The sequence below is a fragment of the Streptomyces sp. FIT100 genome (assembly GCF_024584805.1).
GTDB lineage: Bacteria > Actinomycetota > Actinomycetes > Streptomycetales > Streptomycetaceae > Streptomyces.
Genome location: NZ_CP075715.1, coordinates 2,491,908 through 2,514,839, shown reverse-complemented (window position 1 = coordinate 2,514,839; position 22,932 = coordinate 2,491,908). Strand labels below are relative to the sequence as shown.

General features: G+C 72.9%; 18 protein-coding genes. 15 read left to right on the top strand and 3 right to left on the bottom strand.

Annotated elements, in window-relative coordinates; all coding sequences use genetic code 11:
- Positions 1-92: 92 nt before the first annotated feature.
- From KK483_RS10985 to holA, 7 genes are all read left to right on the top strand, one after another.
- Entirely contained in the window at positions 93-833 is a 741-nt protein-coding gene (locus KK483_RS10985; RefSeq protein ID WP_262005051.1) for a hypothetical protein, read from the top strand.
- 283 nt (positions 834-1,116) lie between these two features.
- Positions 1,117-1,962: a DegV family protein gene (locus KK483_RS10980; RefSeq protein WP_262005050.1), complete on the top strand. Its 846-nt coding sequence runs from the start codon at positions 1,117-1,119 to the stop codon at positions 1,960-1,962.
- Positions 1,963-2,623: 661 nt separating this feature from the next.
- The gene (locus tag KK483_RS10975; RefSeq protein ID WP_262005049.1) at positions 2,624-3,433 is read left to right on the top strand and encodes a ComEA family DNA-binding protein; all 810 of its coding nucleotides are present in this window, start codon (positions 2,624-2,626) and stop codon (positions 3,431-3,433) included.
- Positions 3,430-5,928, top strand: a complete 2,499-nt coding sequence (locus KK483_RS10970; RefSeq protein ID WP_262005047.1) for a ComEC/Rec2 family competence protein — start codon at positions 3,430-3,432, stop codon at positions 5,926-5,928. The genes KK483_RS10975 and KK483_RS10970 overlap by 4 nt, the downstream gene beginning before the upstream one ends.
- Before the next feature lie 148 nt (positions 5,929-6,076).
- Positions 6,077-6,895: an arylamine N-acetyltransferase gene (locus KK483_RS10965; RefSeq protein WP_262005046.1), complete on the top strand. Its 819-nt coding sequence runs from the start codon at positions 6,077-6,079 to the stop codon at positions 6,893-6,895.
- A gap of 29 nt (positions 6,896-6,924) precedes the next feature.
- Positions 6,925-7,170, top strand: a complete 246-nt coding sequence (locus tag KK483_RS10960; protein ID WP_262005044.1) for a hypothetical protein — start codon at positions 6,925-6,927, stop codon at positions 7,168-7,170.
- A gap of 54 nt (positions 7,171-7,224) precedes the next feature.
- Positions 7,225-8,220 (top strand): DNA polymerase III subunit delta, encoded by a 996-nt coding sequence (gene holA, locus KK483_RS10955; RefSeq protein WP_262005043.1) that lies wholly within the window; start codon positions 7,225-7,227, stop codon positions 8,218-8,220.
- A 504-nt stretch (positions 8,221-8,724) separates the two neighbouring features.
- On the opposite strand, the gene rpsT is transcribed toward holA, so the two are convergent.
- Positions 8,725-8,991, bottom strand: coding sequence for a 30S ribosomal protein S20 (gene rpsT, locus KK483_RS10950; RefSeq protein WP_123187713.1), 267 nt, complete (start codon positions 8,989-8,991; stop codon positions 8,725-8,727).
- A gap of 213 nt (positions 8,992-9,204) precedes the next feature.
- On the opposite strand from rpsT, the gene lepA reads away from it, so the two are divergent.
- The 4 genes from lepA (at position 9,205) to hemW (ending at position 16,785) form a co-directional block, all read left to right on the top strand.
- Positions 9,205-11,076, top strand: a complete 1,872-nt coding sequence (lepA, locus tag KK483_RS10945) for a translation elongation factor 4 (RefSeq protein WP_262005041.1) — start codon at positions 9,205-9,207, stop codon at positions 11,074-11,076.
- A 371-nt stretch (positions 11,077-11,447) separates the two neighbouring features.
- On the top strand, positions 11,448-13,337 hold the full coding sequence (locus KK483_RS10940; protein ID WP_262005040.1) for a long-chain fatty acid--CoA ligase: 1,890 nt from the start codon (positions 11,448-11,450) through the stop codon (positions 13,335-13,337).
- Positions 13,338-13,542: 205 nt separating this feature from the next.
- The gene (locus KK483_RS10935) at positions 13,543-15,525 is read left to right on the top strand and encodes a SpoIIE family protein phosphatase (protein WP_262005039.1); all 1,983 of its coding nucleotides are present in this window, start codon (positions 13,543-13,545) and stop codon (positions 15,523-15,525) included.
- A 27-nt stretch (positions 15,526-15,552) separates the two neighbouring features.
- Positions 15,553-16,785 carry a radical SAM family heme chaperone HemW gene (hemW, locus tag KK483_RS10930; RefSeq protein ID WP_262005038.1) on the top strand — a complete coding sequence of 411 codons (1,233 nt, stop codon included), beginning with the start codon at positions 15,553-15,555 and terminating at the stop codon, positions 16,783-16,785.
- Positions 16,786-16,798: 13 nt separating this feature from the next.
- On the opposite strand, the gene KK483_RS10925 is transcribed toward hemW, so the two are convergent.
- Positions 16,799-17,599 (bottom strand): DUF3097 domain-containing protein, encoded by an 801-nt coding sequence (locus tag KK483_RS10925; RefSeq protein WP_262005037.1) that lies wholly within the window; start codon positions 17,597-17,599, stop codon positions 16,799-16,801.
- A gap of 117 nt (positions 17,600-17,716) precedes the next feature.
- Positions 17,717-18,448, bottom strand: coding sequence for an MBL fold metallo-hydrolase (locus tag KK483_RS10920; RefSeq protein ID WP_262005036.1), 732 nt, complete (start codon positions 18,446-18,448; stop codon positions 17,717-17,719).
- 214 nt (positions 18,449-18,662) lie between these two features.
- On the opposite strand from KK483_RS10920, the gene hrcA reads away from it, so the two are divergent.
- The 4 genes from hrcA (at position 18,663) to KK483_RS10900 (ending at position 22,803) form a co-directional block, all read left to right on the top strand.
- On the top strand, positions 18,663-19,679 hold the full coding sequence (gene hrcA / locus KK483_RS10915; protein WP_262005035.1) for a heat-inducible transcriptional repressor HrcA: 1,017 nt from the start codon (positions 18,663-18,665) through the stop codon (positions 19,677-19,679).
- Positions 19,680-20,822 (top strand): molecular chaperone DnaJ, encoded by a 1,143-nt coding sequence (gene dnaJ, locus KK483_RS10910; protein WP_262005034.1) that lies wholly within the window; start codon positions 19,680-19,682, stop codon positions 20,820-20,822.
- A 170-nt stretch (positions 20,823-20,992) separates the two neighbouring features.
- A complete protein-coding gene (locus KK483_RS10905; RefSeq protein WP_262005033.1) occupies positions 20,993-22,066 on the top strand; it encodes a nitronate monooxygenase in 1,074 nt (357 codons plus the stop codon).
- Complete coding sequence (locus tag KK483_RS10900) at positions 22,063-22,803, top strand: 16S rRNA (uracil(1498)-N(3))-methyltransferase (RefSeq protein ID WP_262005032.1); 741 nt, start codon at positions 22,063-22,065, stop codon at positions 22,801-22,803. Before KK483_RS10905 ends, KK483_RS10900 begins: the two co-directional genes overlap by 4 nt.
- Positions 22,804-22,932 lie beyond the last annotated feature (129 nt).

Here is a 22,932-nt window from a genome sequence, read left to right as displayed (position 1 = left end):
GGGTTCCGCTGGAACCCTCGGCCTGCCCGCTGCGTTTACCGTGGAGGAACACACTGCACGGGCAGCAGGCCCGTTAGTCCGGAGGGCGCCCCATGGAAGCCGTAATCCTCGTCCTGGCGCTGCTCTTCGTCGCCTTCGTGGTGCTCGGGGTGTATGTGAGCGTGAAGGCGGTCGGCGCGGCGAAGCGCGGCGTGGACCGCACGATCAGCCAGGCCCGGCGCACGGTCGAGGACACGACGCTGCGGGCGAAGAGCCTCGGGCAGGTCGGTGTGGCCGGTGAGCTGGCACAGCTGCGGCTCCGGCTGCGCACGTCGATGAAGGCCACGCAGGACGCGCTGCACGCCGGTGTCGCCGAGGACGCGTCGCTGAGGGAGTCGCTCGGTCTCTTCGAGCGGCTGAGCGTGCACGGGCGGGAGCTGGACGACGAGCTGAAGCGACTGGAGCGCGAGCCCGACCGGCACCAGGTGACGGAGCGGCTGCCGGACCTGCGCGAGCGGGTCGAGCGGATCACGCACTCCGCCGACGCGCTGCGATGGGCGGCCAGGGACCGCGCGCGGACCTTCGCGGAGGACGATCTGTCGGCGCTGAGCGCGCAGATCGACGTGGAGGCGGGCGCGCTGCGCGACTGGTCCCGGGCGGAGCCGGACTGGGCTGCGAGGGCCGAGGGGGCCGCCGGACCTGCCGGAGCTGCCGGACCTGCCGCAGAGACCGCGGCTCGGCCCGACGCCGGGGAGGCGCCGCCGGCGCCGCCTCAGGCGATCACGGCGCGCGATCCCCGGCAGCCGACGACGTACTCCTGGCAGAAGACGGCACGCCCGGAGACATCGAACTAGCGGCCAGGCCGGACGGGACAGCGGTCAGGTCGGACGGGGCCAGCGGGTCGAGGCCGGGTGGCAAGGGGACGCGTCGAGGCGGGTCGGCGGGCGGTGCGAGCCGCGGAAGCGGAATGCGTGCCGACGGCGGACCGGGGTATGCGGCAGGGGGGCGAGTCGGTGCTGAGCGGGGCCTCGCGCCCCGTGCGGACCGGTCTCACGCCGAGGCCGGCACCGACCGGAACCGACCGGCTGGGCGGGGTCGGGCTGCCGTGCGGGGTCGGCTGCGGGTAACCTCCCGCTCATGTCCCGCCATGTCGCGATCGTCACCGATTCCACGGCCTACTTGCCGCCACAGACGATGGAGCGGCATGGCATCACCGCGGTGCCACTGACCGTCGTACTCGGCGACCAGGCCCTCGAGGAGGGCACCGAGATCTCGGCCCGCTCGCTCGCCGTCGCCCTCCAGAAGCGGCGCTCCGTGACGACATCCCGGCCGAGCCCGGAGACGTTCGCCGCGGCCTACCGGGCGACGGCCGAGGCGGGGGCGAGCAGCATCGTTTCCCTGCACCTGTCCTCCGAATTCTCCGGCACCTACGACGCGGCGGCGCTGGCGGCGCGTGAGGCGCCCGTTCCGGTGCGGGTCGTGGACACCGGAATGGTCGCGATGGCCCTGGGCTTCTGCGCCCTCGCAGCGGCTGAGTCGGCGGACTCGGGCGGCACCCTGGACGAGGCGGTGACCGCGGCCGAGAAGCGGGCGGCTGCGACCTCCGCCTACTTCTACGTCGACACCCTCGACTATCTGCGCCGCGGCGGCCGCATCGGCGCAGCGCAGGCCCTGCTCGGCTCGGCGCTCGCGGTGAAGCCGCTCCTCCAGCTCGACGGCGGCCGGATCGAACTGCTGGAAAAGGTCCGCACGGCATCGAAGGCGATCGCCCGGCTGGAGGAGATCGTCGCCGAACGGGCGGGCACGGGCCGGGTCGACATCGCGGTGCACCATCTCGCGGCCCCGGAAAGGGCGTCGACCCTGGCGGAGCGACTGCGCGAGCGCGTGCCCAACCTCGCCGAACTGCATGTCAGCGAAGTCGGCGCGGTGATCGGGGCGCACACGGGGCCGGGACTGCTCGGGGCCGTGGTCTCTCCCCGGTGAGCAGGGCCGCGGCTTCCCCCGGGGTCGCTCGCACCATTGTCCCCGTGTGAGGAGTCGCTCCTGCGGGTGACGGAGTTGTCCACAACAGGCCCGTCATCCACCGGAATCGGGCCTTCTCGGCGGGCTCGGGCGGATGTGCCTAACGTCCTGTGGCATGACTCATCGATCACACTCCGCGACGAGCGGGCCGGGCCGAGCCCCGGCCTCGGACGGGCGTGCCCGCCACAGCCGACGGCGCCTGCGGGCCAGACGCCCGGGGTCCGGATCCCTTGCCTCGCCCCTGCCGGGGCCGCCGCCAGGGTCTCCATCGGTGCCGTCCCTGCGTGGGCGCGCGGATGCGCTGTTCCAGCGGTCGGGGGCGGCAGTCGGCCCGGGCACCGAGCCGCTGAGGGCTCCAGGCCCCCCGGATTCCCCGCAGAGGCCGGACACACAGGACGGCCGGGACAGCCGGGGTAGCCGGGACAGCAAGGACGGCCAAGGCGTACCGGACGCGCAGGGCTTACCCGGACCACCGGGCGGGCCGGTGGTCCGGCCGAGACGGGTGGCTCTCCGTCCGGCTGCCCATGGGCCCACTGCCCATCCGCCCGCACCTCGTCCGCCTGCTGTCCTTCGGCCGGCTGCTCATCGGCCTGCCCCCTCTCATCGGCCTGGCCATCGGACGATGACGCTGGCCTCGGCCGACGCGCAGGCAGGGAGTGGGTCCGCGCGGGGCGGGTTTCGCACACTCGCACCAGAGGCTTCGGCGCCCCTGCGGTCCACGCCCGAGCTGTCGGTGCGGGAGCGCGGGAGGATCGTGCTGCGGGAGCGGCTCCCGCTGTGGATCCAGCTCAGGTGCGGGCTGGAGGCGAGGACACTGGCGGCGCTGGCGGTCGTGCTCGTGGTGGGCGTCGGCTTCGCCGTGCAGCACTTCTGGACCGGACGCCCGGAGCCCGTGCATGCGCCGCAACTGGTCCGTGAGAGCCGTCCCGCCGTGTCCGTGCCTCCCGGACCCGAGCCGGAGTCCTCGCCGGGGCAGCCACCCGAGGCCCCGGCCGGCGCCAGGATCGTCGTCGACGTCAGCGGCAAGGTACGGCGTCCGGGCGTCCTCCGCCTGCCTGCCGGTTCGCGGGTCGCCGACGCGTTGCGCGCGGCGGGCGGGGTCAGAGCGGGCACGGACATCACCGGGCTCAACCGGGCGCGTGTGCTGATGGACGGCGAGCAGGTGGTGGTGGGCGTTGCCGCGCCACCCGGAGCCGGCGTCCCCGGACAGGTCGGCGGAGCCGCGCCCGGGCAGGCCCCCGGGCCGGTCAGCCTGAACAGCGCGACCGCCGAGCAGCTCGACACACTGCCCGGAGTCGGCCCCGTGCTGGCCCAGCACATCGTCGACTACCGGACCGAGCACGGCGGTTTCCGCTCCGTGGACGAACTGCGCGACGTCGACGGGATCGGCGATCGCCGGTTTGCGGACCTCCAGTCCCTGGTACGGCCATGACGCGCCGAGCGGTTCGCCCGGTGACCCGCCGTCGGGCGGGCACGTCCGACCCACGGCAGGAAGGCCCGGTCGACCTCCGTCTGGTCCTGCCCGCGCTGGCGGCGTGGGGCGCGGCAGCCCTCGGCCTGTCCGTCCGGCCGCCCTGGCCGGCCACGGTGGTCACGGTCTGCCTCACCGGCGCCGCCGTACTGCTGGCACCCCTGCTGGTGCGCGGCTTACGGCGGCGGACGCGGCCGGGCTCCGCGCATCGGGTCGCGGGCGCCGCTGTGCTGCTCTGCTCCGCCGCGGGAGCGGCCGCCGGGGGACTGTGCGCGGCGGATCTGTACCGGGGGCCGGTGCCGGCAGCAGCAGGCCGGTACGGGCGCATCACGGTGGAGTTGACGGTCACGGGCGACCCGCGCCCCCTCCGGCCGCGGATCAGGGGAGCACACCTGACGGGAACCGCGGTCGCCCTGCCGGCGGAGGTCACCCGGGTGACAACGCCGGACGAGGCCGCGGTGGCCACACGGGCGCCGGTCCTGGTGATCGCCCGACCGGGTGCCGCGACGGGGGAATGGATGCGGCTGCTGCCGTCGACACGGCTGGTGCTGGCCGCCCGCTCGGAGCCGCCGCTGCAGGGCGACACCAGATTCGCCGCGGTCCTCAAGGCCCGGGGCAGTGGGCCGCCCCGGATCACCGGACCGCCGACCGCGGTGCAGCGGACCGCCGGTGAACTGCGCGCCGGACTGCGCCGCGCGACCGACGGCCTGGACGCCGACGCCCGCGCCCTGCTCCCCGGACTCGTCGTCGGGGACACGTCCCGGATCGACCCCGAGCTGTACGACGCGTTCGAGGCGACCGACCTGACTCATCTACTGGCTGTGTCCGGCAGCAACCTGACGGTCGTGCTGTTCCTGCTCGTCGGGCCTCCGGGCCGGGCACTTCGGGCGGAGCGGGGAGGGCTGGCACCACGGCTGGGCATCTCGCTCCGTGCCACGGCACTGCTCGGCGGGGGACTCACGCTCGCATTCGTGGTGGTGTGCCGCCCCGATCCGAGCGTCATGCGGGCAGCGGCCTGCGGACTGATCACCCTGCTCGCGATCGGTACCGGCCGCCGCAGATCACTGATCCCGGCACTGGCGGGAGCCGTGCTGCTGCTCGTCCTGTACGACCCACGGCTGGCCGTTGCCTACGGATTCCTGCTGTCCGTGCTGGCCACCGGCGCCCTGCTGACCATCGCACCGCGCTGGAGCGAGGCACTGCAAAGGCACGGTGTGCCGGGGCGGCCCGCCGAGGCACTGGCTGCAGCCGCCGCGGCGCAGGCGGTGTGCGCTCCGGTGGTGGCCGTGTTCGCAGCACGGGTCAGCCTCGTCGCGATCCCCTGCAACCTGTTCGCCGAGCTCGCGGTTGCGCCCGCCACGGTCCTCGGCTTCACGGCGCTCGCCATGGCGCCGGTGGCGATACCGGTGGCCGAGATGCTGGCCAAGTGCGCGGGCTGGCCCGCGGAGTGGATCGCCGGCGTGGCCCGCACCGGCGCCTCCCTTCCAGGGGCGCAGGTCGACTGGCCGGGCGGCTGGCGGGGCGGGCTGCTGCTGGCCGCGGTCACCGCTCTCCTGGTCCTGGCCGCCCGCAGGGTGGTGCTGCGGCAGCCCTGGCTCGCCGCTCCCTGTGCCCTGCTGCTGGTGCTGGCCGTCGTGCGCCCCGCGCCGCTCACCCGGGCCATCACCGGATGGCCGCCGCCGGGTTGGGCGTTCGCGATGTGCGAAGTGGGCCAGGGCGACGCCACCGTGCTCGCGGCCGGGGACGGCGCGGCGGTGGTCGTGGACGCCGGACCGGACCCGGTGCTCATCGACCGGTGCCTGCACGAGCTCGGCGTCACCCGGATCCCTCTCCTGCTGCTGACGCACTTCCACGCCGACCATGTCGCCGGGCTGTCCGGTGTGCTGCGCGGCAGGACCGTCGGCGCGGTCCAGACGACGACGCTCGAAGAGCCGCCCGGGCAAGCGGCGTTCGTGCGGCGCACGGCGGAGGCTGCCGGAGTGCCCGTGATCCGTGCGGCGGCGGGGGAGCGCCGCAGGGCGGGGCGGCTGGACTGGCGGGTGCTGTGGCCGACTGCGGGCCCCGGGCCGCCGCCCGAGGGGCCGAACGACGCGAGTGTCGTGCTGTTCGTCCGGGTCGCCGACGGCCCTTCGCTGCTCCTCCTCGGAGATCTGGAACCTCCGGCCCAGCAAGGGCTCATACGGGCCCACCCGGCGCTCCCGCCGGTGGACGTCCTCAAGGTCGCCCACCATGGCTCGCCGTTCCAGCACCCCGGCCTGCTGGCCGGTGCCCGTCCGCGGCTCGCCCTGATCTCCTGCGGCCCCAACACCTACGGCCATCCGTCGGCCCGCATCATCGACACACTGCGGGCTCAGGGCGCGGCGGTGCTCCGTACGGACAGGGACGGGGCTGTCGCCGTGACGGGAGCGGGTGATCAGCTGCAGGCCGTACCGCGGGGTGCGGCCCGGCCCGGCTGAGCCGGGGACCGCAGGGCGGTGACGCCAGGGGGATGCCGGGGGCGCCGCACAAGGGCGGATCGGGACAGCGGGCGCAGACTCCTCCGCCGATGGGACGAGGACCATCGGCGCATGGCGCGGGCGGGCCGTCCACGGCGAGACTGCATCCATGGACACCACATCGCAGCCGTCGGCGCCCGGGCAAGCCGAGTTCGTCGACGCGTATCTCCGCCGTATCGGAGCCACGCGCCCTGGGCGGGCGGACGCCGAGGCGCTGCGCGAGCTCCAGCTCCGGCATCTGCGGTCCGTTCCGTTCGAGAATCTCTCGATCCATCTGGGCGAGAACATGGTCCTGGAGGACAAGGCGCTGCTCGACAAGGTCGTGGAGGCCCGACGCGGCGGGTTCTGCTACGAACTCAACGGGGCGTTCGCGGTGTTGCTGAGTGCGCTGGGCTTCCGCGTCACCCTGCTCCAGGGCCGGGTGTTCGGGGAGAGCGGCCGGCTCGGCATCCCGTACGACCACCTCACCCTGCGGGTGGAGACCGTGGACGGCACCGGGCCCTGGCTGGCGGACGTGGGCTTCGGCGACCACAGCCACCGTCCTCTCCTGCTGGAGGAGCGGGGCGAGCAGAGCGACCCGGCGGGTACGTTCCGGCTGACCGAGGCGCCCGGGGGCGATGTCGACGTGCTGCGGGACGGCAAACCGCAGTTCCGGGTGGACCTGCGGCCGCGGGTGCTGGCGGACTTCGAGGTCGGTGCCTGGTACCACCGCACGTCGCCCGCCTCCCACTTCACCCAGTCCCTCGTCTGCTCCCGGCTCACCGGGGAAGGGCGGGTCACCCTTACCGGACGGAAGCTGGTCACGACGGTGCACGGGGAGAGGAAGGAGCGGCGGCTCGGAGACGACGCGGAGGTGCTGGCCGCCTACCGGGACCACTTCGGAGTGGTGCTCGACCGGGTTCCGGAGGTCCGCCGGCCGAGTGCCTGAGGGGTCCCGGAGGACGGCACAATGTGGCGGTGGACGATGTGAGACATGTGCTGGTGCTGCCCGACCGCGAGGCCGCGGAGGAGGTGGCCAAGACCGTGGGGGACCGGTTCGCCGTGGCCGACGAGCCTCGGCTGGTCCGGGACGCGCTGGCGGGTGAGGACGACGCCGAGGACGCCCAGTGGCTGGTGGTCGTCGAGGATCCGGAGGGCCGGCTGGACGCGGCCGCGCTGGACGAGCTCGTCGCGGACTGGGACGGCTGGCGGGAGAAGCCGTAGCCCTGCCCGCGGGGGTGCGGCCGGTGTCCGTGCCCCGTGCGATGCTGGACCGCGATGGCCACCAGGAAGAACACCAACGACGACCCCCTCGCCCCCGTCACGCTCGCCGTGGGCCAGGAGGATCTGCTGCTGGACCGCGCCGTGCGGCAGGTCGTGGAGGCGGCGAGGGCCGCGGACGCGGACACGGATGTGCGCGACCTCGCCCCGGACCAGCTCCAGCCGGGCACGCTCGCCGAGCTGACGAGCCCCTCGCTCTTCGCGGAGCGCAAGGTCGTCGTGGTGCGCAACGCGCACGATCTGTCCGCCGACACGGTCAAGGACATCAAGGCGTACGTCGAAGCGCCCGCCGATGAGATCACCCTGGTCCTGCTGCACGCCGGCGGGGCGAAGGGGAAGGGCCTGCTGGACGCGGCGCGCAAGGCGGGCGCGCGCGAGGTGGCATGTCCCAAGACGACGAAGCCGGCTGAGCGGCTGACGTTCGTGCGGTCCGAGTTCCGGGCGCTGGGGCGGTCGGCGACGCCGGAAGCATGCCAGGCGCTGGTCGACTCCATCGGCAGTGATCTGCGGGAGCTGGCGAGCGCGGTGTCGCAGCTCGTCGCGGACGTGGACGGGACGATCGACGAGGCGGTCGTCGGGCGGTACTACACGGGGCGCGCGGAAGCCTCCAGTTTCACCGTCGCCGACCGGGCGGTGGAGGGGCGTACAGCGGAGGCGCTGGAGGCGCTGAGGTGGTCCCTGTCGACGGGCGTCGCTCCGGTGCTGATCACCAGCGCGCTGGCCCAGGGGGTGCGGGCGATCGGCAAGCTCTCCTCCGCACGGGGCGGGCGGCCCGCCGATCTTGCGCGTGAGCTGGGCATGCCGCCGTGGAAGATCGACCGGGTGCGGCAGCAGATGCGCGGCTGGACACCGGACGGGGTGGCTATCGCCCTGCGGGCGGTGGCCGAGGCGGACGCGGGCGTCAAGGGCGGCGGGGACGATCCGGAGTACGCGCTGGAGAAGGCCGTGGTCACGATCGCCCACGCGGCCCGCTCCCGACACGGCCAGCGCTAGTGCCCTGACCGGAAAGGCTCACCGGCTCGCGACGCCCGGCACGGCGCTTCGCGGCGTTGCCGGACGCCCGAGTACGCCCGAGTGCGCCTGAGTACGTCCGAGTGCGGCCCTGTACGAGGGTGGGCGTCCGTGCCGCCGCGCCAAGCGCGCCCGTGACCGGGGCCGGTCCTCTGGCCGAGGCCCCGGTCGCCGCCCGCGACTGACCCCGTCCCGACCTCGTCCCGACCCCGTCAATGCCCCGTCCGGACCCCAGCTCCGTAATCGGCTCCCGTGCACGGTTCCCCGTGCACGCCGAAGGCCCCGCCCGACGTCCTGGGGAAGGACGGAGGCGGGGCCTTCGGGTAGAGCAGGGGGTCCGCACCCGCGTGGCGAACGCAGGCCGCGTGCAGACCCGGGGGTGCCGGTCAGGGGCGGAAGAGAGGGCCCGCCTGGTCCGTTCCGGCGATCAAGTCGTCCGGCGCGTCATCCCGAGTGGGGATTTCGCCGGGGTACTTCAAGGAGTGCTCAGCCCTGGAGGGAGGCAACCTTGGACGCCAGCGCCGACTTCTTGTTGGCGGCGGCGTTCTTGTGGATGACACCCTTCGAGACAGCCTTGTCGAGCTTGCGGGACGCCTCGCGAGCGGCCACGGTGGCCTTCTCGACGTCACCCGCGGCGGCAGCCTCACGGGCCTTGCGGATCGCGGTCTTGAGCGAGGACTTGACGGCCTTGTTACGCAGGCGCGCCTTCTCGTTCGTCTTGTTCCGCTTGATCTGGGACTTGATGTTCGCCACGAAAGAGCCTTTTCAGGTTCGATGTTTTTCCAGGGGTGTGTCTCAGGCTGAGAGGGCAAGAGACACAGCTGCCCAGGCTACCAGCCGCCGTGCGACCGGCCCAAACCGGGCGCAGCCCCGCAGGCGTGGGACCATGGAGGCTGCGTATCGATCCGACACGTCCGACATCGACCCGAGACACGAGCGCCCGGCGCTCAAGAATCAGGACCCTGCGTGCCCGCGACCCCTATGCATGTGCCCGAGCCGAGCCGTACCGACCCGGCGCTGATCCGCAACTTCTGCATCATCGCGCACATCGACCACGGCAAGTCCACGCTTGCCGACCGGATGCTCCAGCTGACCGGCGTGGTCGAGCAGCGGCAGATGCGCGCTCAGTACCTCGACCGTATGGACATCGAGCGTGAGCGCGGCATCACGATCAAGTCCCAGGCGGTTCGTCTGCCGTGGGCGCCCACCACGGGCGAGGGTCAGGGCAGCACCCACATCCTCAACATGATCGACACCCCGGGGCACGTCGACTTCACCTACGAGGTGTCGCGCTCGCTCGCCGCCTGCGAGGGCACGGTCCTGCTGGTGGACGCCGCCCAGGGCATCGAGGCGCAGACGCTGGCCAACCTCTATCTCGCGATGGAGAACGACCTCACCATCGTCCCGGTCCTCAACAAGATCGACCTGCCGGCCGCGCAGCCCGAGAAGTTCTCCGAGGAGCTCGCGAACCTCATCGGCTGCGACCCCTCCGACGTGCTCAAGGTCTCGGCCAAGACGGGCCTGGGGGTGGAGGCGCTGCTCGACCGCGTCGTCAAGGACGTTCCCGCACCGGTCGGTGTCAAGGACGCCCCCGCCCGCGCGATGATCTTCGACTCCGTCTACGACTCCTACCGCGGCGTCGTCACCTACGTACGAGTCATCGACGGCCAGCTGAACAAGCGCGAGCGCATCAGGATGATGTCCACCGGCGCCACGCACGAGCTGCTGGAGATCGGCACCAACTCCCCGGAGATGCTCCCGGCCGACGGTCTCGGCGTCGGCGAGGTCGGCTACCTCATCACCGGTGTGAAGGACGTCCGCCAGTCCAAGGTCGGTGACACCATCACGACCCTGCACAAGGGCGCCACCGAGGCCCTCGGCGGCTACAAGGACCCCAAGCCGATGGTGTTCTCCGGCCTCTACCCGCTGGACGGCTCGGACTACCCGGAGCTGCGTGACGCCCTGGACAAGCTGCAGCTCAACGACGCCGCCCTCGTCTACGAACCGGAGACCAGCGCCGCGCTCGGCTTCGGCTTCCGCGTCGGCTTCCTCGGTCTGCTCCACCTCGACGTGATCCGCGAGCGGCTGGAGCGCGAGTTCGGCCTCGACCTGATCGCGACCGCGCCGAACGTGGTCTACCGGGTGGTCATGGAGGACGGCGGCGAGCACATCGTCACCAACCCGAGCGAGTTCCCCGAGGGCAAGATCGACGAGGTCTTCGAGCCGGTCGTGCGGGCGACGATCCTCGCGCCGAGCGAGTTCATCGGCTCGATCATGGAGCTCTGCCAGAACCGCCGCGGTGTGCTGCTCGGCATGGACTACCTCTCCGAGGACCGGGTCGAGATCCGCTACACCCTCCCCCTGGCCGAGATCGTCTTCGATTTCTTCGACCAGCTGAAGTCCAAGACCCGCGGCTACGCCTCGCTCGACTACGAGCCCACCGGCGAGCAGGGCGCCCAGCTGGTGAAGGTCGACATCCTGCTGCACGGCGACAAGGTCGACGCGTTCTCGGCGATCACCCACAAGGACGCGGCGTACGCCTACGGTGTGCGGCTCGTCGCCAAGCTCAGGGAGCTCATCCCGCGGCAGGCCTTCGAGGTGCCGATCCAGGCCGCCATCGGCTCCCGGGTCATCGCCCGCGAGACCATCCGCGCCATCCGCAAGGACGTCCTCGCCAAGTGCTACGGCGGTGACATCTCCCGTAAGCGGAAGCTGCTGGAGAAGCAGAAGGAGGGCAAGAAGCGGATGAAGATGGTCGGTTCCGTGGAGGTTCCGCAGGAGGCGTTCATCGCGGTGCTCTCCAGTGACGACTCCGCGGGCGGCAAGACCAAGAAGTAACCGGCGGGAAGGTGCGGCAGAGTGGCGGTGTGATCACCGTCGGGCACCTTGGAAGCGCCGATCGCCCCATTCGGCCGCCACATCCCACAGGCCCCTGCGCTCCGGCGCGGGGGCCTGTTCGTTATGAAGCGGCAGCCCGCGGCCTCTTACGTGGCGGAGCCGGGCGCTCTACCCTGATCAGGCTCGGTGGTTACTCGCGAGTTAAACAATCGCGGCGGTGGCGACCGGTGCCTTCAGCCAGCCGTCTCCAAGCCAGTCAGTCCAGCCAGTCAGTCACTCGTGCAACCAATCATTCGTCCAGATGCAGACAGCCACGCGTGCAGAGACGTGCACAGTCGTGCAGCAAAGCCGCAGCAGGCCCGGAGGATGTCGTGAGCGACACACAGACCCAGATCGAGAACCGACCGCCCTCCGTGGCGACGCTCTTCGTCCAGCGCGTGGCGGCCACTCCCGACGCGGAGGCCTACCGCTATCCGGTCCCGTCCGCCTCCGGACAGGGTCCCGACGACTGGAAGTCCCTGAGCTGGGGTGAGGCCGCCGAGCGCGTCTACGCCATCGCCGCCGGACTGATCGACCTGGGCGTACGGTCCGAGGAGCGGGTCGCGCTCGCCTCCGCCACCCGCGTCGAGTGGATCCTCGCCGACCTCGGCATCCTGTGCGCCGGCGCGGCCACCACGACGGTGTACCCGCAGACCAACGCCGACGAGTCCGCCTTCATCCTCGCCGACTCCGAGAGCCGCGTGCTGATCGCGGAGGACGCCGCCCAGCTCGCCAAGGCCCGCGAGAAGCGCGCCGAGCTGCCCGAGCTCAAGCACGTCGTCGTGATCGACGCCGCGGCCGCCGAGCCGGCCGCGGGCGACCCCGAGGGCTGGGTGGTCTCCCTCGCCGACCTGGAGGCGCGCGGCGCCGAGTACCTCGCCAAGCACCCGAGCGCCGTCAAGGAGCGGGTCGAGGCGATCACCTCCGAGCAGCTCGCCACCCTCATCTACACCTCGGGTACCACGGGCCGTCCCAAGGGCGTCCGGCTGCCGCACGACAACTGGTCGTACATGGCCAAGGCCATCGCCGCGACCGGCCTGGTCACCAAGGACGACGTCCAGTACCTCTGGCTGCCGCTCGCGCACGTCTTCGGCAAGGTGCTGACCTCCGGTCAGATCGAGGTCGGTCACGTCACGGCGGTCGACGGCCGCGTCGACAAGATCATCGAGAATCTGCCCGTCGTCCAGCCGACCTACATGGCGGCCGTCCCCCGCATCTTCGAGAAGGTCTACAACGGTGTCGCCGCCAAGGCACGGGCCGGCGGCGGCGCCAAGTACAAGATCTTCCAGTGGGCCGCCGACGTCGCCCGCGCCTACGCCAAGGAGTCCCAGGACACCTTCCGCCGCACCGGCACCGCGTCGGCCTCCTTCGGCCTGACCGCCAAGCACAAGGTCGCCGACGCGCTCGTCTACTCCAAGCTCCGCGAGGCGTTCGGCGGCCGGCTGCGCGCCGCCGTCTCCGGATCGGCGGCCCTCGCGCCCGAGATCGGCTTCTTCTTCGCCGGTGCGGGCATCCACATCCTGGAGGGGTACGGCCTCACCGAGTCCAGCGCCGCCTCCTTCGTGAACCCGGGCGAGGCGTACCGCACCGGCACCGTCGGAAAGCCGCTGCCCGGCTGCGAGGTGCGCATCGCCGACGACGGCGAGATCCTGCTGCGCGGCCCCGGCATCATGCAGGGCTACCACGGACTGCCGGAGAAGACCGCCGAGGTCCTGGAGGCCGACGGCTGGTTCCACACCGGTGACATCGGCGAGCTGTCGGCCGACGGCTATCTGAAGATCACCGACCGCAAGAAGGACCTGATCAAGACCTCCGGCGGCAAGTACATCGCCCCGGCCGAGGTCGAGGGCCAGTTCAAGGCCGTCTGCCCCTTCGTCTCCAACATCCTGGTCCACGGCGCCGACCGGAACTTCTGCACCGCCCTCATCGCCCTCGACGAGCCGTCGATCCTCGGCTGGGCCAAGGAGAACGGCCTGGACGGCAAGGCGTACGCCGAGGTCGTCGCCGCCCCGCAGACCGAGCAGCTCATCGCGGGCTACGTGCAGCGCCTCAACGAGGGGCTGCAGCGCTGGCAGACCATCAAGAAGTTCCGCCTGCTGCCGCGCGACCTGGACATCGAGCACGGCGAACTGACGCCCAGTCTGAAGCTGAAGCGCCCGGTCGTCGAGCGCGAGTACAAGGACCTCATCGAGTCGATGTACGAGGGGTCGCGCGAGGCGTAGCCCGCCACTCGTCACGGCACGGAGGCGGTCGCGGAGCATGTCGCGACCGCCTCCGTGCCGTGGAGCAATGCGGAATTCGCTCATCCGGGTGTGCCCGTGTCCAGGCACTTCGATGACTCGGCGCTTATGCGCGGAATCTTTCTGTCACTCTGTCCGTGTCCTCAGTTCGTTCACGGGCGCGCCAGAGCCGGACAGGAGCCGAAGCGTGGGGTCCGTTCCGATCCAGCAGGAGACCACTCACCGCTCGGTGCACCTGCTCTCCCAGCGCGGCGACGCGCGGGCCGTGGCACGCACCAGCCTGGCCGGGAACCCGTCGGCGGCGTCCGCCGCCCGGCGGTTCGTCCGGGGCGCGCTCGCGGACTGGACCCGGCTGGGGATGGTGGCCACGCGCGGGGCGGACCGGCTCGCCGACGACGCCGTGCTCGTCGTGAGCGAGCTGGTCACCAACGCCGTCGTCCACGCCGGGACCGGCGTGAAGGTCCTCGTACGCCTCGACGGGGCCGGCGACGACGACCCGGCCTCGCTCGTCGTCGAGGTGTCCGACCACCATCCGACGCGGGCGGTGCGCGCCGACGCGCCTGACCCCGGCGCCGCGTCGGGAGAGCCCGAGTACGGGCGCGGGCTGCATCTCGTCGCCGCGCTGGCCCGGTCCTGGGGGATCACCTACCGCCCGGGGCTCAAGACGGTCTGGGCGCGGCTCGCCCTCGACGGCGGCGGCGCCACAGGCCCGGCCGGCGCGAACGGCGGGACGAGCCGGGCGGGAGCGGCGGGGATGGCGGGAGCGGCGGGGTTGGCGGGCCTGGCCCAGCGCGGGCCGCTGGCCGAACTGCTCGCCCCGGTGCCGCGCAGGGCGGTCAAGGACGAACGCGACTGGACCGGCAGGGGCGCACTGTCGTTCCTCGCCGAGGCGTCCGACCTGCTCGCCGGGCAGCTCGACGAGGACATGGTCACGGCGCTGGCCGGTCAGCTCCTGGTGCCCCGGCTCGCCGACTGGTGCGCCGTCTGGCTGGACGGCGAGGCGGGACCCGCGCCCCGGCTGGCGAGGGTGTGGCACGCCGACGAGTCCGTCACCGAGAGCCTGCGCACGGCCCTGCTGAAGAATCCGCCGTCATTGGCGGACGACGTGCGCGGCACGGCCGTCACCGTCCCCGTCGCATGGCCCGAGACCGCGGAAGGCGAGGCGGGCCCGGGAGGCAGCGCCGTGGCCTTCCGGCTGACCGCCGGCGCACGGCGCCTCGGCGTGCTGCTGCTCGGACGTCACGGCGCCCCCGGCGTCCCCGGCGCCGGCGTCCCCGCCGAAGCCACCCCGCTGATCGAGGACTTCGCCCGCCGCGTGGGCCTCGCGATCGGCGCCGCCCGCGCCTACACCCGGCAGGCCACCATCAGCCGGGTGCTCCAGCGCGGACTGCTGCCCGCCCAGGTCGCACAGATCCCGGGCGTCGACAGCTCGCTCGTCTACGAGCCCAGCGACGAGGGCCTCGCGGGCGGCGACTTCTACGACATCTTTCCCGCGGGCAGCGGCGGTCGCTGGTGCTTCATGCTCGGCGACGTCCAGGGCAGCGGCCCCGAGGCCGCCGTCGTCACCGGCCTCGCCCGCCCCTGGCTGCGTCTCCTCGCCCGCGAGGGCTACCAGGTCGGCGACGTCCTGGACCGGCTGAACGGCCTCCTCCTGGACGAGGCCACCGAGGCGGCAGAGGCGGCCGCGCTCATGGTGGCCGGTTCGGCGGGGGACGCGGCCGCCTACGAGAGCGCCGCGTACGACCAGCCGCAGCCGCGCTTCCTGTCCCTCCTGTACGGGGAGCTCACGCCGCTCCCCGGCGGCCACGGCGTCCGCTGCACCCTCGCCTGCGCCGGTCACCCGCTCCCGCTGCTGCTGCGCCCCGACGGAACGGTCCGCCCGGCCGCCACCTCCCAGCTGCTCCTCGGGGTCGTCGACGACGCCGCGTACGAGAGTCGGACTTTCGAACTGGAACCCGGCGACACGCTGCTCTGCGTCACCGACGGGGTCACCGAGCGGCGCTCCGGGCAGCGCATGTTCGACGACGGCGACGGGCTGGCGCGGGCCTTCGCCGAGTGCGCCGGGCTCAGCGCGCAGAGCGTCGCCGACCGCATAAGGCAGGCGGTGCACACCTTCGCCGACACCCCGCCGGGCGACGACCTCGCCCTGCTGGTGCTCCAGGCCAGGTGACCTCCGCGGTAGCGGACAATGGGGCGTATGCCTTCCGTACTGCCTGATGGTGAGCCCATGCCCCACGACGGGGCGCTGCCCCCGCACGCCCTCGCGGGCGCGGGCGAGCGGCCCCTCGGGTTCTATCTGCACGTCCCGTACTGCGCCACGCGCTGCGGCTACTGCGACTTCAACACCTACACCGCGACCGAGCTGCGCGGCAGCGGCGGTGTGCTCGCCTCCCGCGACAACTACGCCGACACCCTCGTCGAGGAGATCCGGCTCGCCCGCAAGGTGCTCGGCGACGATCCGCGGCAGGTGCGCACGATCTTCGTGGGCGGCGGCACGCCGACGCTGCTGGCCGCCGCCGACCTCGTACGGATGCTGGCCGCGGTGCGGGAGGAGTTCGGCCTCGCCGACGACGCCGAGGTGACCACGGAGGCGAACCCGGAGTCCGTCGACCCCGCGTATCTGGCGGAGCTGCGGGCGGGCGGCTTCAACCGGGTGTCGTTCGGCATGCAGAGCGCACGGCAGCACGTGCTGAAGGTGCTCGACCGCACACACACGCCCGGACGGCCCGAGGCATGCGTCGCCGAGGCACGCGCGGCGGGCTTCGACCACGTGAACCTGGACCTGATCTACGGCACGCCGGGCGAGACCGACGACGACTGGCGGGCCTCGCTCGACGCGGCGATCGCGGCCGGCCCCGACCATGTGAGCGCGTACGCGCTGATCGTCGAGGAGGGCACGCAGCTCGCACGGCGCATCCGGCGCGGCGAGGTGCCGATGACCGACGACGATGTGCACGCCGACCGGTATCTGATCGCCGAGGACGTGCTGTCGGGCGCGGGCTTCGCCTGGTACGAGGTCTCGAACTGGGCCACCTCGGAGGCAGGGCGCTGCCTGCACAACGAGCTGTACTGGCGCGGCGCGGACTGGTGGGGAGCCGGGCCGGGCGCGCACAGCCACGTCGGGGGCGTGCGCTGGTGGAACGTGAAGCATCCGGGGGCGTACGCGGCGGCCCTGGGGGAGGGACGGTCACCGGGCGCCGGGCGGGAGGTCCTCGCCGCCGAGGACCAGCGCGTCGAGCGCATCCTCCTCGAACTGCGACTGCGCGAAGGCGTACCGCTGTCGCTGCTGCGCGCGGCGGGCCTGGAGGCGTCCGGGCGTGCCCTCGCCGACGGGCTCCTGCAGCCCGGGCCGTACGAGGCTGGCCGCGCGGTGCTCACCCTGCGCGGGCGGCTCCTCGCGGACGGCGTCGTCCGGGCCCTGGTGGACTGAACGCCGGACGCGCCTACGCCGTGACGAAGTCGATCAGCTCCTCCACCCTCCCGAGCAGCGCCGGCTCCAGGTCCCTGTAGCTGCCGACCCGGGACAGGATGTGCTGCCAGGCCGCGCCCGTGTTGTCCGGCCAGCCGAGAGCCCGGCACACACCCGTCTTCCAGTCCTGCCCGAGCGGCACGGACGGCCACGCCGGGATGCCGAGGGAGGACGGCTTCACCGCCTCCCACACATCGATGTACGGGTGGCCGACCACCAGCACATGCGGGTCGGTGACGGAGGCCGCGATACGGGACTCCTTGGAGCCCGGCACCAGGTGGTCGACGAGCACGCCCAGGCGTGCGTCGGCCGCCGGAGAGAAGTCCGCGACCACGGCGGGCAGGTCGTCGACGCCCTCCAGGTACTCGACGACCACCCCCTCGATGCGCAGATCGTCGCCCCACACCCTCTCGACCAGCTCCGCGTCGTGCCGGCCCTCCACATAGATGCGGCCCGCGCGGGCGACCCTGGCCCGGGCGCCGGGGACGGCGAGCGAGCCGGAGGCCGTACGCACCGGCCGCGCCGGCGCGCCGGCGGCCGGCCGCACCAGGGTGACGACCTTGCCCTCCAGCAGAAAGCCCCGTGGCTCCAGCGGGAACACCCGGTGCTTGCCGAAGCGGTCCTCCAGCGTCACCGTCCCCGCCTCGCAGCCGATCACCGCCCCGCAGAAGCCCGTCGCGACCTCCTCCACGACCAGATCCGGCTCGGCGGGTACCTCGGGCACCGCCGCGCGCCGCTTCCACGGAGGGGTGAGGTCAGGGCTGTAGCTGCGCACGGGGCTCCTTCTCGCGGACGGGCTCGGACCGGCCGTTGCCGGGGGCCGGGGGGCGCCCCCGGAGGACGCAGCCACGGAGGGGTGAGGTCAGGGCTGTGGCTGCGCATTCCGCAGACGCTACGACACCCCGAACCGCCGGGCCAGCTCATCCCGTTGAGCGCGTACGAAGGCCGCGTCCACCACCGCGCCGTGCCCCGGTACGTAAACCGCGTCCTCGCCGCCCAGCGCCAGCAGCCGGTCCAGCGCCGCGGGCCACCGCGAGGGGATCGCGTCGGGGCCCGCCTGCGGGTCGCCCGACTCCTCCACCAGGTCGCCGCAGAAGACGATCTCGGGCTCGGTGGCCGTGCCGGGCACGAGCAGGGCGAGGTCGTGCCCGGTGTGCCCGGGGCCGACGTTCGCGAGCAGGACCTGCCTGCCGCCGAGGTCCAGGGTCCACTCGCCGGAGACCATGTGCTGCGGCGCCACCAGCACGTCCGTGGCCCGCGCGGCGTCGACGGGTGCCAGGCCGTGCCGGACGGCGTCGTCGCGCAGCGCGTCCCGCTCGCGGACGAGCACCTGGTCGACGCCCACCGCCCCGTAGACCCGCACCGCGGAGAACGCGGCCGTGCCCAGCACATGATCGAAGTGGGGGTGGCTGAGCGCGATATGGGTCACACGGCGCCCGCCCAGGAGGGACTCGATCCGGGTGCGCAGGGCGGCGCCCTCGCGGAGCGTCGAGCCCGTGTCGTAGAGGAGCACCGAACCGTCGCCGGCGACCACGCCGGCCGTCGCGTCCCAGACGGGCAGGCGGCAGCGGCCGACCCCGTCCGCCAGCCGCTCCCACCCGAAGTCTTCCCAAGCGACGTCCATGCGGCGACGCTATCCCGGGGATCCGGGAGCGACCAGCGAGGTCGTCGCCGTGCCGTGGAGCACTACCCTGTCCGGCCGCCCTTGCTAGGTGTGTACCTCCCCGCCGTACACTGGCCCGGGGGATTGGCACTCCCCAGTGGCGAGTGCCAGGCAACCACCACCGAACCGGGCCGGACCCCACCGGACCACGACGAATCAGCTGGAGGTGCGCGCGATGCTCAGCGAACGCAGACTCGAGGTGCTGCGCGCCATCGTCCAGGACTACGTCGGGACGGAGGAGCCCGTCGGCTCCAAGGCCCTCACCGAGCGGCACAACCTCGGCGTCTCGCCGGCCACCGTGCGCAACGACATGGCGGTGCTGGAGGAGGAAGGGTTCATCGCCCAGCCCCACACCAGCGCCGGCCGGATCCCGACGGACAAGGGATACCGGCTGTTCGTGGACAAGTTGGCGGGCGTCAAACCGCTGTCGTCCCCCGAGCGGCGGGCGATCCAGAACTTCCTCGACGGCGCCGTCGACCTCGACGACGTCGTGGCCCGCACGGTGCGGCTGCTGGCGCAGCTGACCCGGCAGGTCGCCGTCGTCCAGTACCCGTCGCTGACCCGTTCCACCGTCCGCCACGTGGAGCTGCTGGCGCTGGCGCCCGCGCGCCTGATGCTGGTGCTGATCACGGATACGGGACGGGTAGAGCAGCGGCACGTGGACTGCCCGGCTCCGTTCGGCGAGACCTCGCTGGCGGATCTCCGGGCCCGGCTGAACAGCCGGGTGGTGGGCCGCCGCTTCACGGACGTCCCGCAGCTGGTGCAGGACCTGCCCGAGTCGTTCGACCTGGACGACAGGGGCACCGTCTCGACCGTGCTCTCGACCCTCCTCGAAACCCTCGTGGAGGAGACCGAGGAGCGCCTGATGATCGGCGGCACGGCCAATCTCACGCGCTTCGGGCACGACTTCCCCCTCACCATCCGGCCCGTGCTGGAGGCGCTGGAGGAGCAGGTCGTGCTGCTGAAGCTGCTCGGCAACGCCAAGGACTCGGGCATGACCGTACGGATCGGGCACGAGAACGCCCATGAGGGCCTCAACTCCACGTCCGTCGTCGCAGTCGGCTACGGTTCGGGCGACGAAGCAGTCGCGAAACTCGGCGTGGTCGGACCGACCCGCATGGACTACCCCGGAACGATGGGAGCGGTACGCGCAGTGGCACGTTACGTCGGACAGATCCTGGCGGAGTCGTAAGTGGCCACGGACTACTACGCCGTGCTCGGCGTGCGCCGCGACGCGTCCCAGGACGAGATCAAGAAGGCTTTCCGGCGGCTGGCGCGGGAGCTTCACCCGGACGTGAATCCGGACCCGAAGACGCAGGAGCGCTTCAAGGAGATCAACGCGGCCTACGAGGTGCTGTCGGACCCGCAGAAGAAGCAGGTCTACGACCTCGGCGGCGACCCGCTGTCCGCCGCCGGCGGAGCCGGTGCGGGCGCGGGCGGCTTCGGGGCGGGTGGCTTCGGCAACTTCTCCGACATCATGGACGCCTTCTTCGGCACGGCCTCGCAGCGCGGGCCGAGGTCGCGGACGCGCCGCGGCCAGGACGCGATGATCCGGCTGGAGGTCGAGCTCGGCGAGGCGGCCTTCGGCACCACGAAGGACCTCCAGGTCGACACGGCCGTCGTGTGCACGACCTGCTCGGGTGAGGGCGCCGCGCCCGGCACGTCGGCCCAGACGTGTGACATGTGCCGCGGCCGCGGTGAGGTGTCGCAGGTCACCCGGTCCTTCCTGGGCCAGGTCATGACCTCCCGGCCGTGCCCGCAGTGCCAGGGCTTCGGGACCGTCGTCCCGACGCCGTGCCCGGAGTGCGCGGGCGACGGCCGGGTGCGGTCGCGCCGCACCCTGACCGTGAAGATCCCGGCCGGTGTCGACAACGGCACCCGCATCCAGCTCGCGGGCGAGGGCGAGGTCGGCCCGGGCGGCGGACCCGCCGGTGATCTGTACGTCGAGATCCACGAGCTGCCGCACCCGGTCTTCCAGCGGCGCGGCGACGATCTGCACTGCACGGTGACGATCCCGATGACGGCGGGCGCGCTCGGCACGAAGGTGCCGCTGGAGACGCTCGACGGCATGGAGGAGGTCGACATCCGGCCCGGCACCCAGTCCGGCCAGTCGATCCCGCTGCACGGGCGCGGTGTGACCCACCTGCGCGGCGGGGGTCGCGGTGACCTCATCGTCCATGTCGAGGTGCAGACGCCCTCGAAGATGGACCCGGAGCAGGAGCGGCTCCTGAGGGAGCTGGCGAAACTGCGCGGCGAGGAGCGGCCGACGGGCCAGTTCCAGCCGGGGCAGCAGGGGCTGTTCTCCCGCCTGAAGGACGCGTTCAACGGCCGCTGACGGGCCGCGAGAGGGCGGGGCTCCACCCCGCCCTCTCCTCTGACCGGGGCTCTGGCCGGGGCCAGGCCCCGACCGCCCCCCACCACGGCTCCCGCCGCCACGGGCGCTCCACGAGGCGCCGGGCGGGGGCGGGATTCGGACGCCGCGGCCGGACGTGGCACCATGCGGGCATGTCCTCCGCGCTGACCGATCTCTGCCGTTACCCGATCGTGCAGGCCCCCATGGCCGGTGGCGCCTCCTGTCCGCAGCTCGCCGGGGCCGTCTCGGAGGCCGGCGGGCTGGGGTTCCTGGCGGCCGGGTACAAGACCGCCGACGGGATGTACCAGGAGATCAAGCAGCTGCGCGGGTTCACCTCGCGCCCCTTCGGCGTCAATCTCTTCATGCCGCAGCCGCAGTACGCCGACGCGGCCGCCGTCGATGTGTACCGGCATCAGCTCGCGGGCGAGGCGGCCTGGTACGACACCCCGCTCGGCGACCCCGAGGCAGGCCGGGACGACGGCTACGAGGCCAAGCTGGCGATCCTGCGCGACGACCCCGTCCCGCTGGTGTCGTTCACGTTCGGCTGCCCCACCAAGCAGACCCTGGACGCCCTCAAGCGCGCCGGGACGCTCACCGTCGTCACCGTCACCACCCCCGACGAGGCCCAGGCCGCCCAGCACGCCGGCGCCGACGCCGTCTGCGTCCAGGGCATCGAGGCCGGCGGCCACCAGGGCACGCACCGCGACGACCCCGCCGCCGACGTCTCGGGCGCCGGGCTGCTCACCCTGATCCCGCAGATCCGCGAGAGCGTGCAGCTGCCGGTCATCGCCGCCGGCGGCATCATGCGCGGCAGCCAGATCGCCGCCGTGCTCGCCGCCGGGGCCGGCTCCGCCCAGCTCGGCACGGCCTTCCTCGTCTGCCCCGAGTCCGGTGCGAACGCCCTCCACAAGCAGGCCATGACCAACCCCGTGTTCAACAGGACCGAGCTCACCCGGGCCTTCTCCGGCCGCCCTGCCCGCGGACTCGTCAACCGCTTCATGCGCGAGCACGGGCGGTACGCCCCCGCCGCCTACCCCGAGGTCCACCACCTCACCTCCGGCCTGCGCAAGGCGGCCGCCGCCGCGGGCGACGCGCAGGGCATGGCCCTCTGGGCCGGTCAGGGCCACCGCATGGCCCGCGACCTGCCCGCCGCCCAGCTCGTCGAGGTGCTCGCCGCCGAACTGAGCGCCGCGAGCGCCGCCCTCGCCCTGCGGAGCGCCTCATGACCGCCCCCGTCTTCGTCGTCGAGGACTTCCGCGCGGGCAGCGGCGGCCGGTTCGTGCTCGACGGCCCCGAGGGGCGGCACGCCGTCTCCGTGAAGCGGCTGCGGCCCGGAGAGGACGTCGTCCTGACCGACGGCGCCGGACGCTGGGCGGACTGCGTGGTCCTGGACACCGAGGGCAAGGACCGGCTCGTCGTCCAGCTGGACTCGGTGCAGGAGGAGGCGGAGGAGACCCCCCGCATCACCGTCGTCCAGGCCCTGCCCAAGGGCGACCGCGGCGAACTCGCCGTCGAGACCATGACCGAGACCGGCGTCGACGCGATCGTGCCGTGGGCCGCGGCCCGCTGCATCACCCAGTGGAAGGGCGACCGCGGCGCCAAGTCCCTGGCGAAATGGCGCGCCACCGCCCGCGAGGCCGGCAAGCAGTCGCGCCGCGTCCGCTTCCCGGAGATCGCGGAGGCCGCCACCACCGGGCAGGTGGCGCGGCTGCTCGCCGGAGCGGACTTCGCGGCCGTCCTGCACGAGGAGGGCGCCGAACCCCTCGCCACCGCCGCGCTCCCGGCCACCGGCACCCTCGTGCTCGTGGTCGGGCCCGAAGGCGGCGTGTCGCCGGAGGAGCTTGCGGTCTTCGCGGAGGCGGGCGCCAAGCCGTACCGCCTCGGCCGGAGCGTCCTGCGCACCTCCACCGCCGGCACGGCGGCGGCGGCGCTGCTGCTCGGCCGCACCGGCCGCTGGTCCTGACGCCGCCCCGGTCCGCCGCGGGCGTCAACTGCCCTGCCCTGTCGCCGTATACGTCGCCGTGTACGTCGCCGTACGCGGCGGCCCCGCCACGCCCCGATAGCATGCCCGTGTACTGATCGTCGGAGTCGT

Bases quoted from the DNA above. Each gene is read 5' to 3' on its own strand.
- KK483_RS10965 (WP_262005046.1), top strand. From the start codon at position 6,077: ATGGACACCACATCGCAGCCGTCGGCGCCCGGGCAAGCCGAGTTCGTC.
- KK483_RS10970 (WP_262005047.1), top strand. From the start codon at position 3,430: ATGACGCGCCGAGCGGTTCGCCCGGTGACCCGCCGTCGGGCGGGCACG.
- KK483_RS10900 (WP_262005032.1), top strand. From the start codon at position 22,063: ATGACCGCCCCCGTCTTCGTCGTCGAGGACTTCCGCGCGGGCAGCGGC.
- KK483_RS10975 (WP_262005049.1), top strand. From the start codon at position 2,624: ATGACGCTGGCCTCGGCCGACGCGCAGGCAGGGAGTGGGTCCGCGCGG.
- hrcA (WP_262005035.1), top strand. From the start codon at position 18,663: ATGCTCAGCGAACGCAGACTCGAGGTGCTGCGCGCCATCGTCCAGGAC.
- KK483_RS10980 (WP_262005050.1), top strand. From the start codon at position 1,117: ATGTCCCGCCATGTCGCGATCGTCACCGATTCCACGGCCTACTTGCCG.
- holA (WP_262005043.1), top strand. From the start codon at position 7,225: ATGGCCACCAGGAAGAACACCAACGACGACCCCCTCGCCCCCGTCACG.
- KK483_RS10920 (WP_262005036.1), bottom strand. From the start codon at position 18,448: ATGGACGTCGCTTGGGAAGACTTCGGGTGGGAGCGGCTGGCGGACGGG.
- KK483_RS10905 (WP_262005033.1), top strand. From the start codon at position 20,993: ATGTCCTCCGCGCTGACCGATCTCTGCCGTTACCCGATCGTGCAGGCC.
- KK483_RS10985 (WP_262005051.1), top strand. From the start codon at position 93: ATGGAAGCCGTAATCCTCGTCCTGGCGCTGCTCTTCGTCGCCTTCGTG.
- hemW (WP_262005038.1), top strand. From the start codon at position 15,553: ATGCCTTCCGTACTGCCTGATGGTGAGCCCATGCCCCACGACGGGGCG.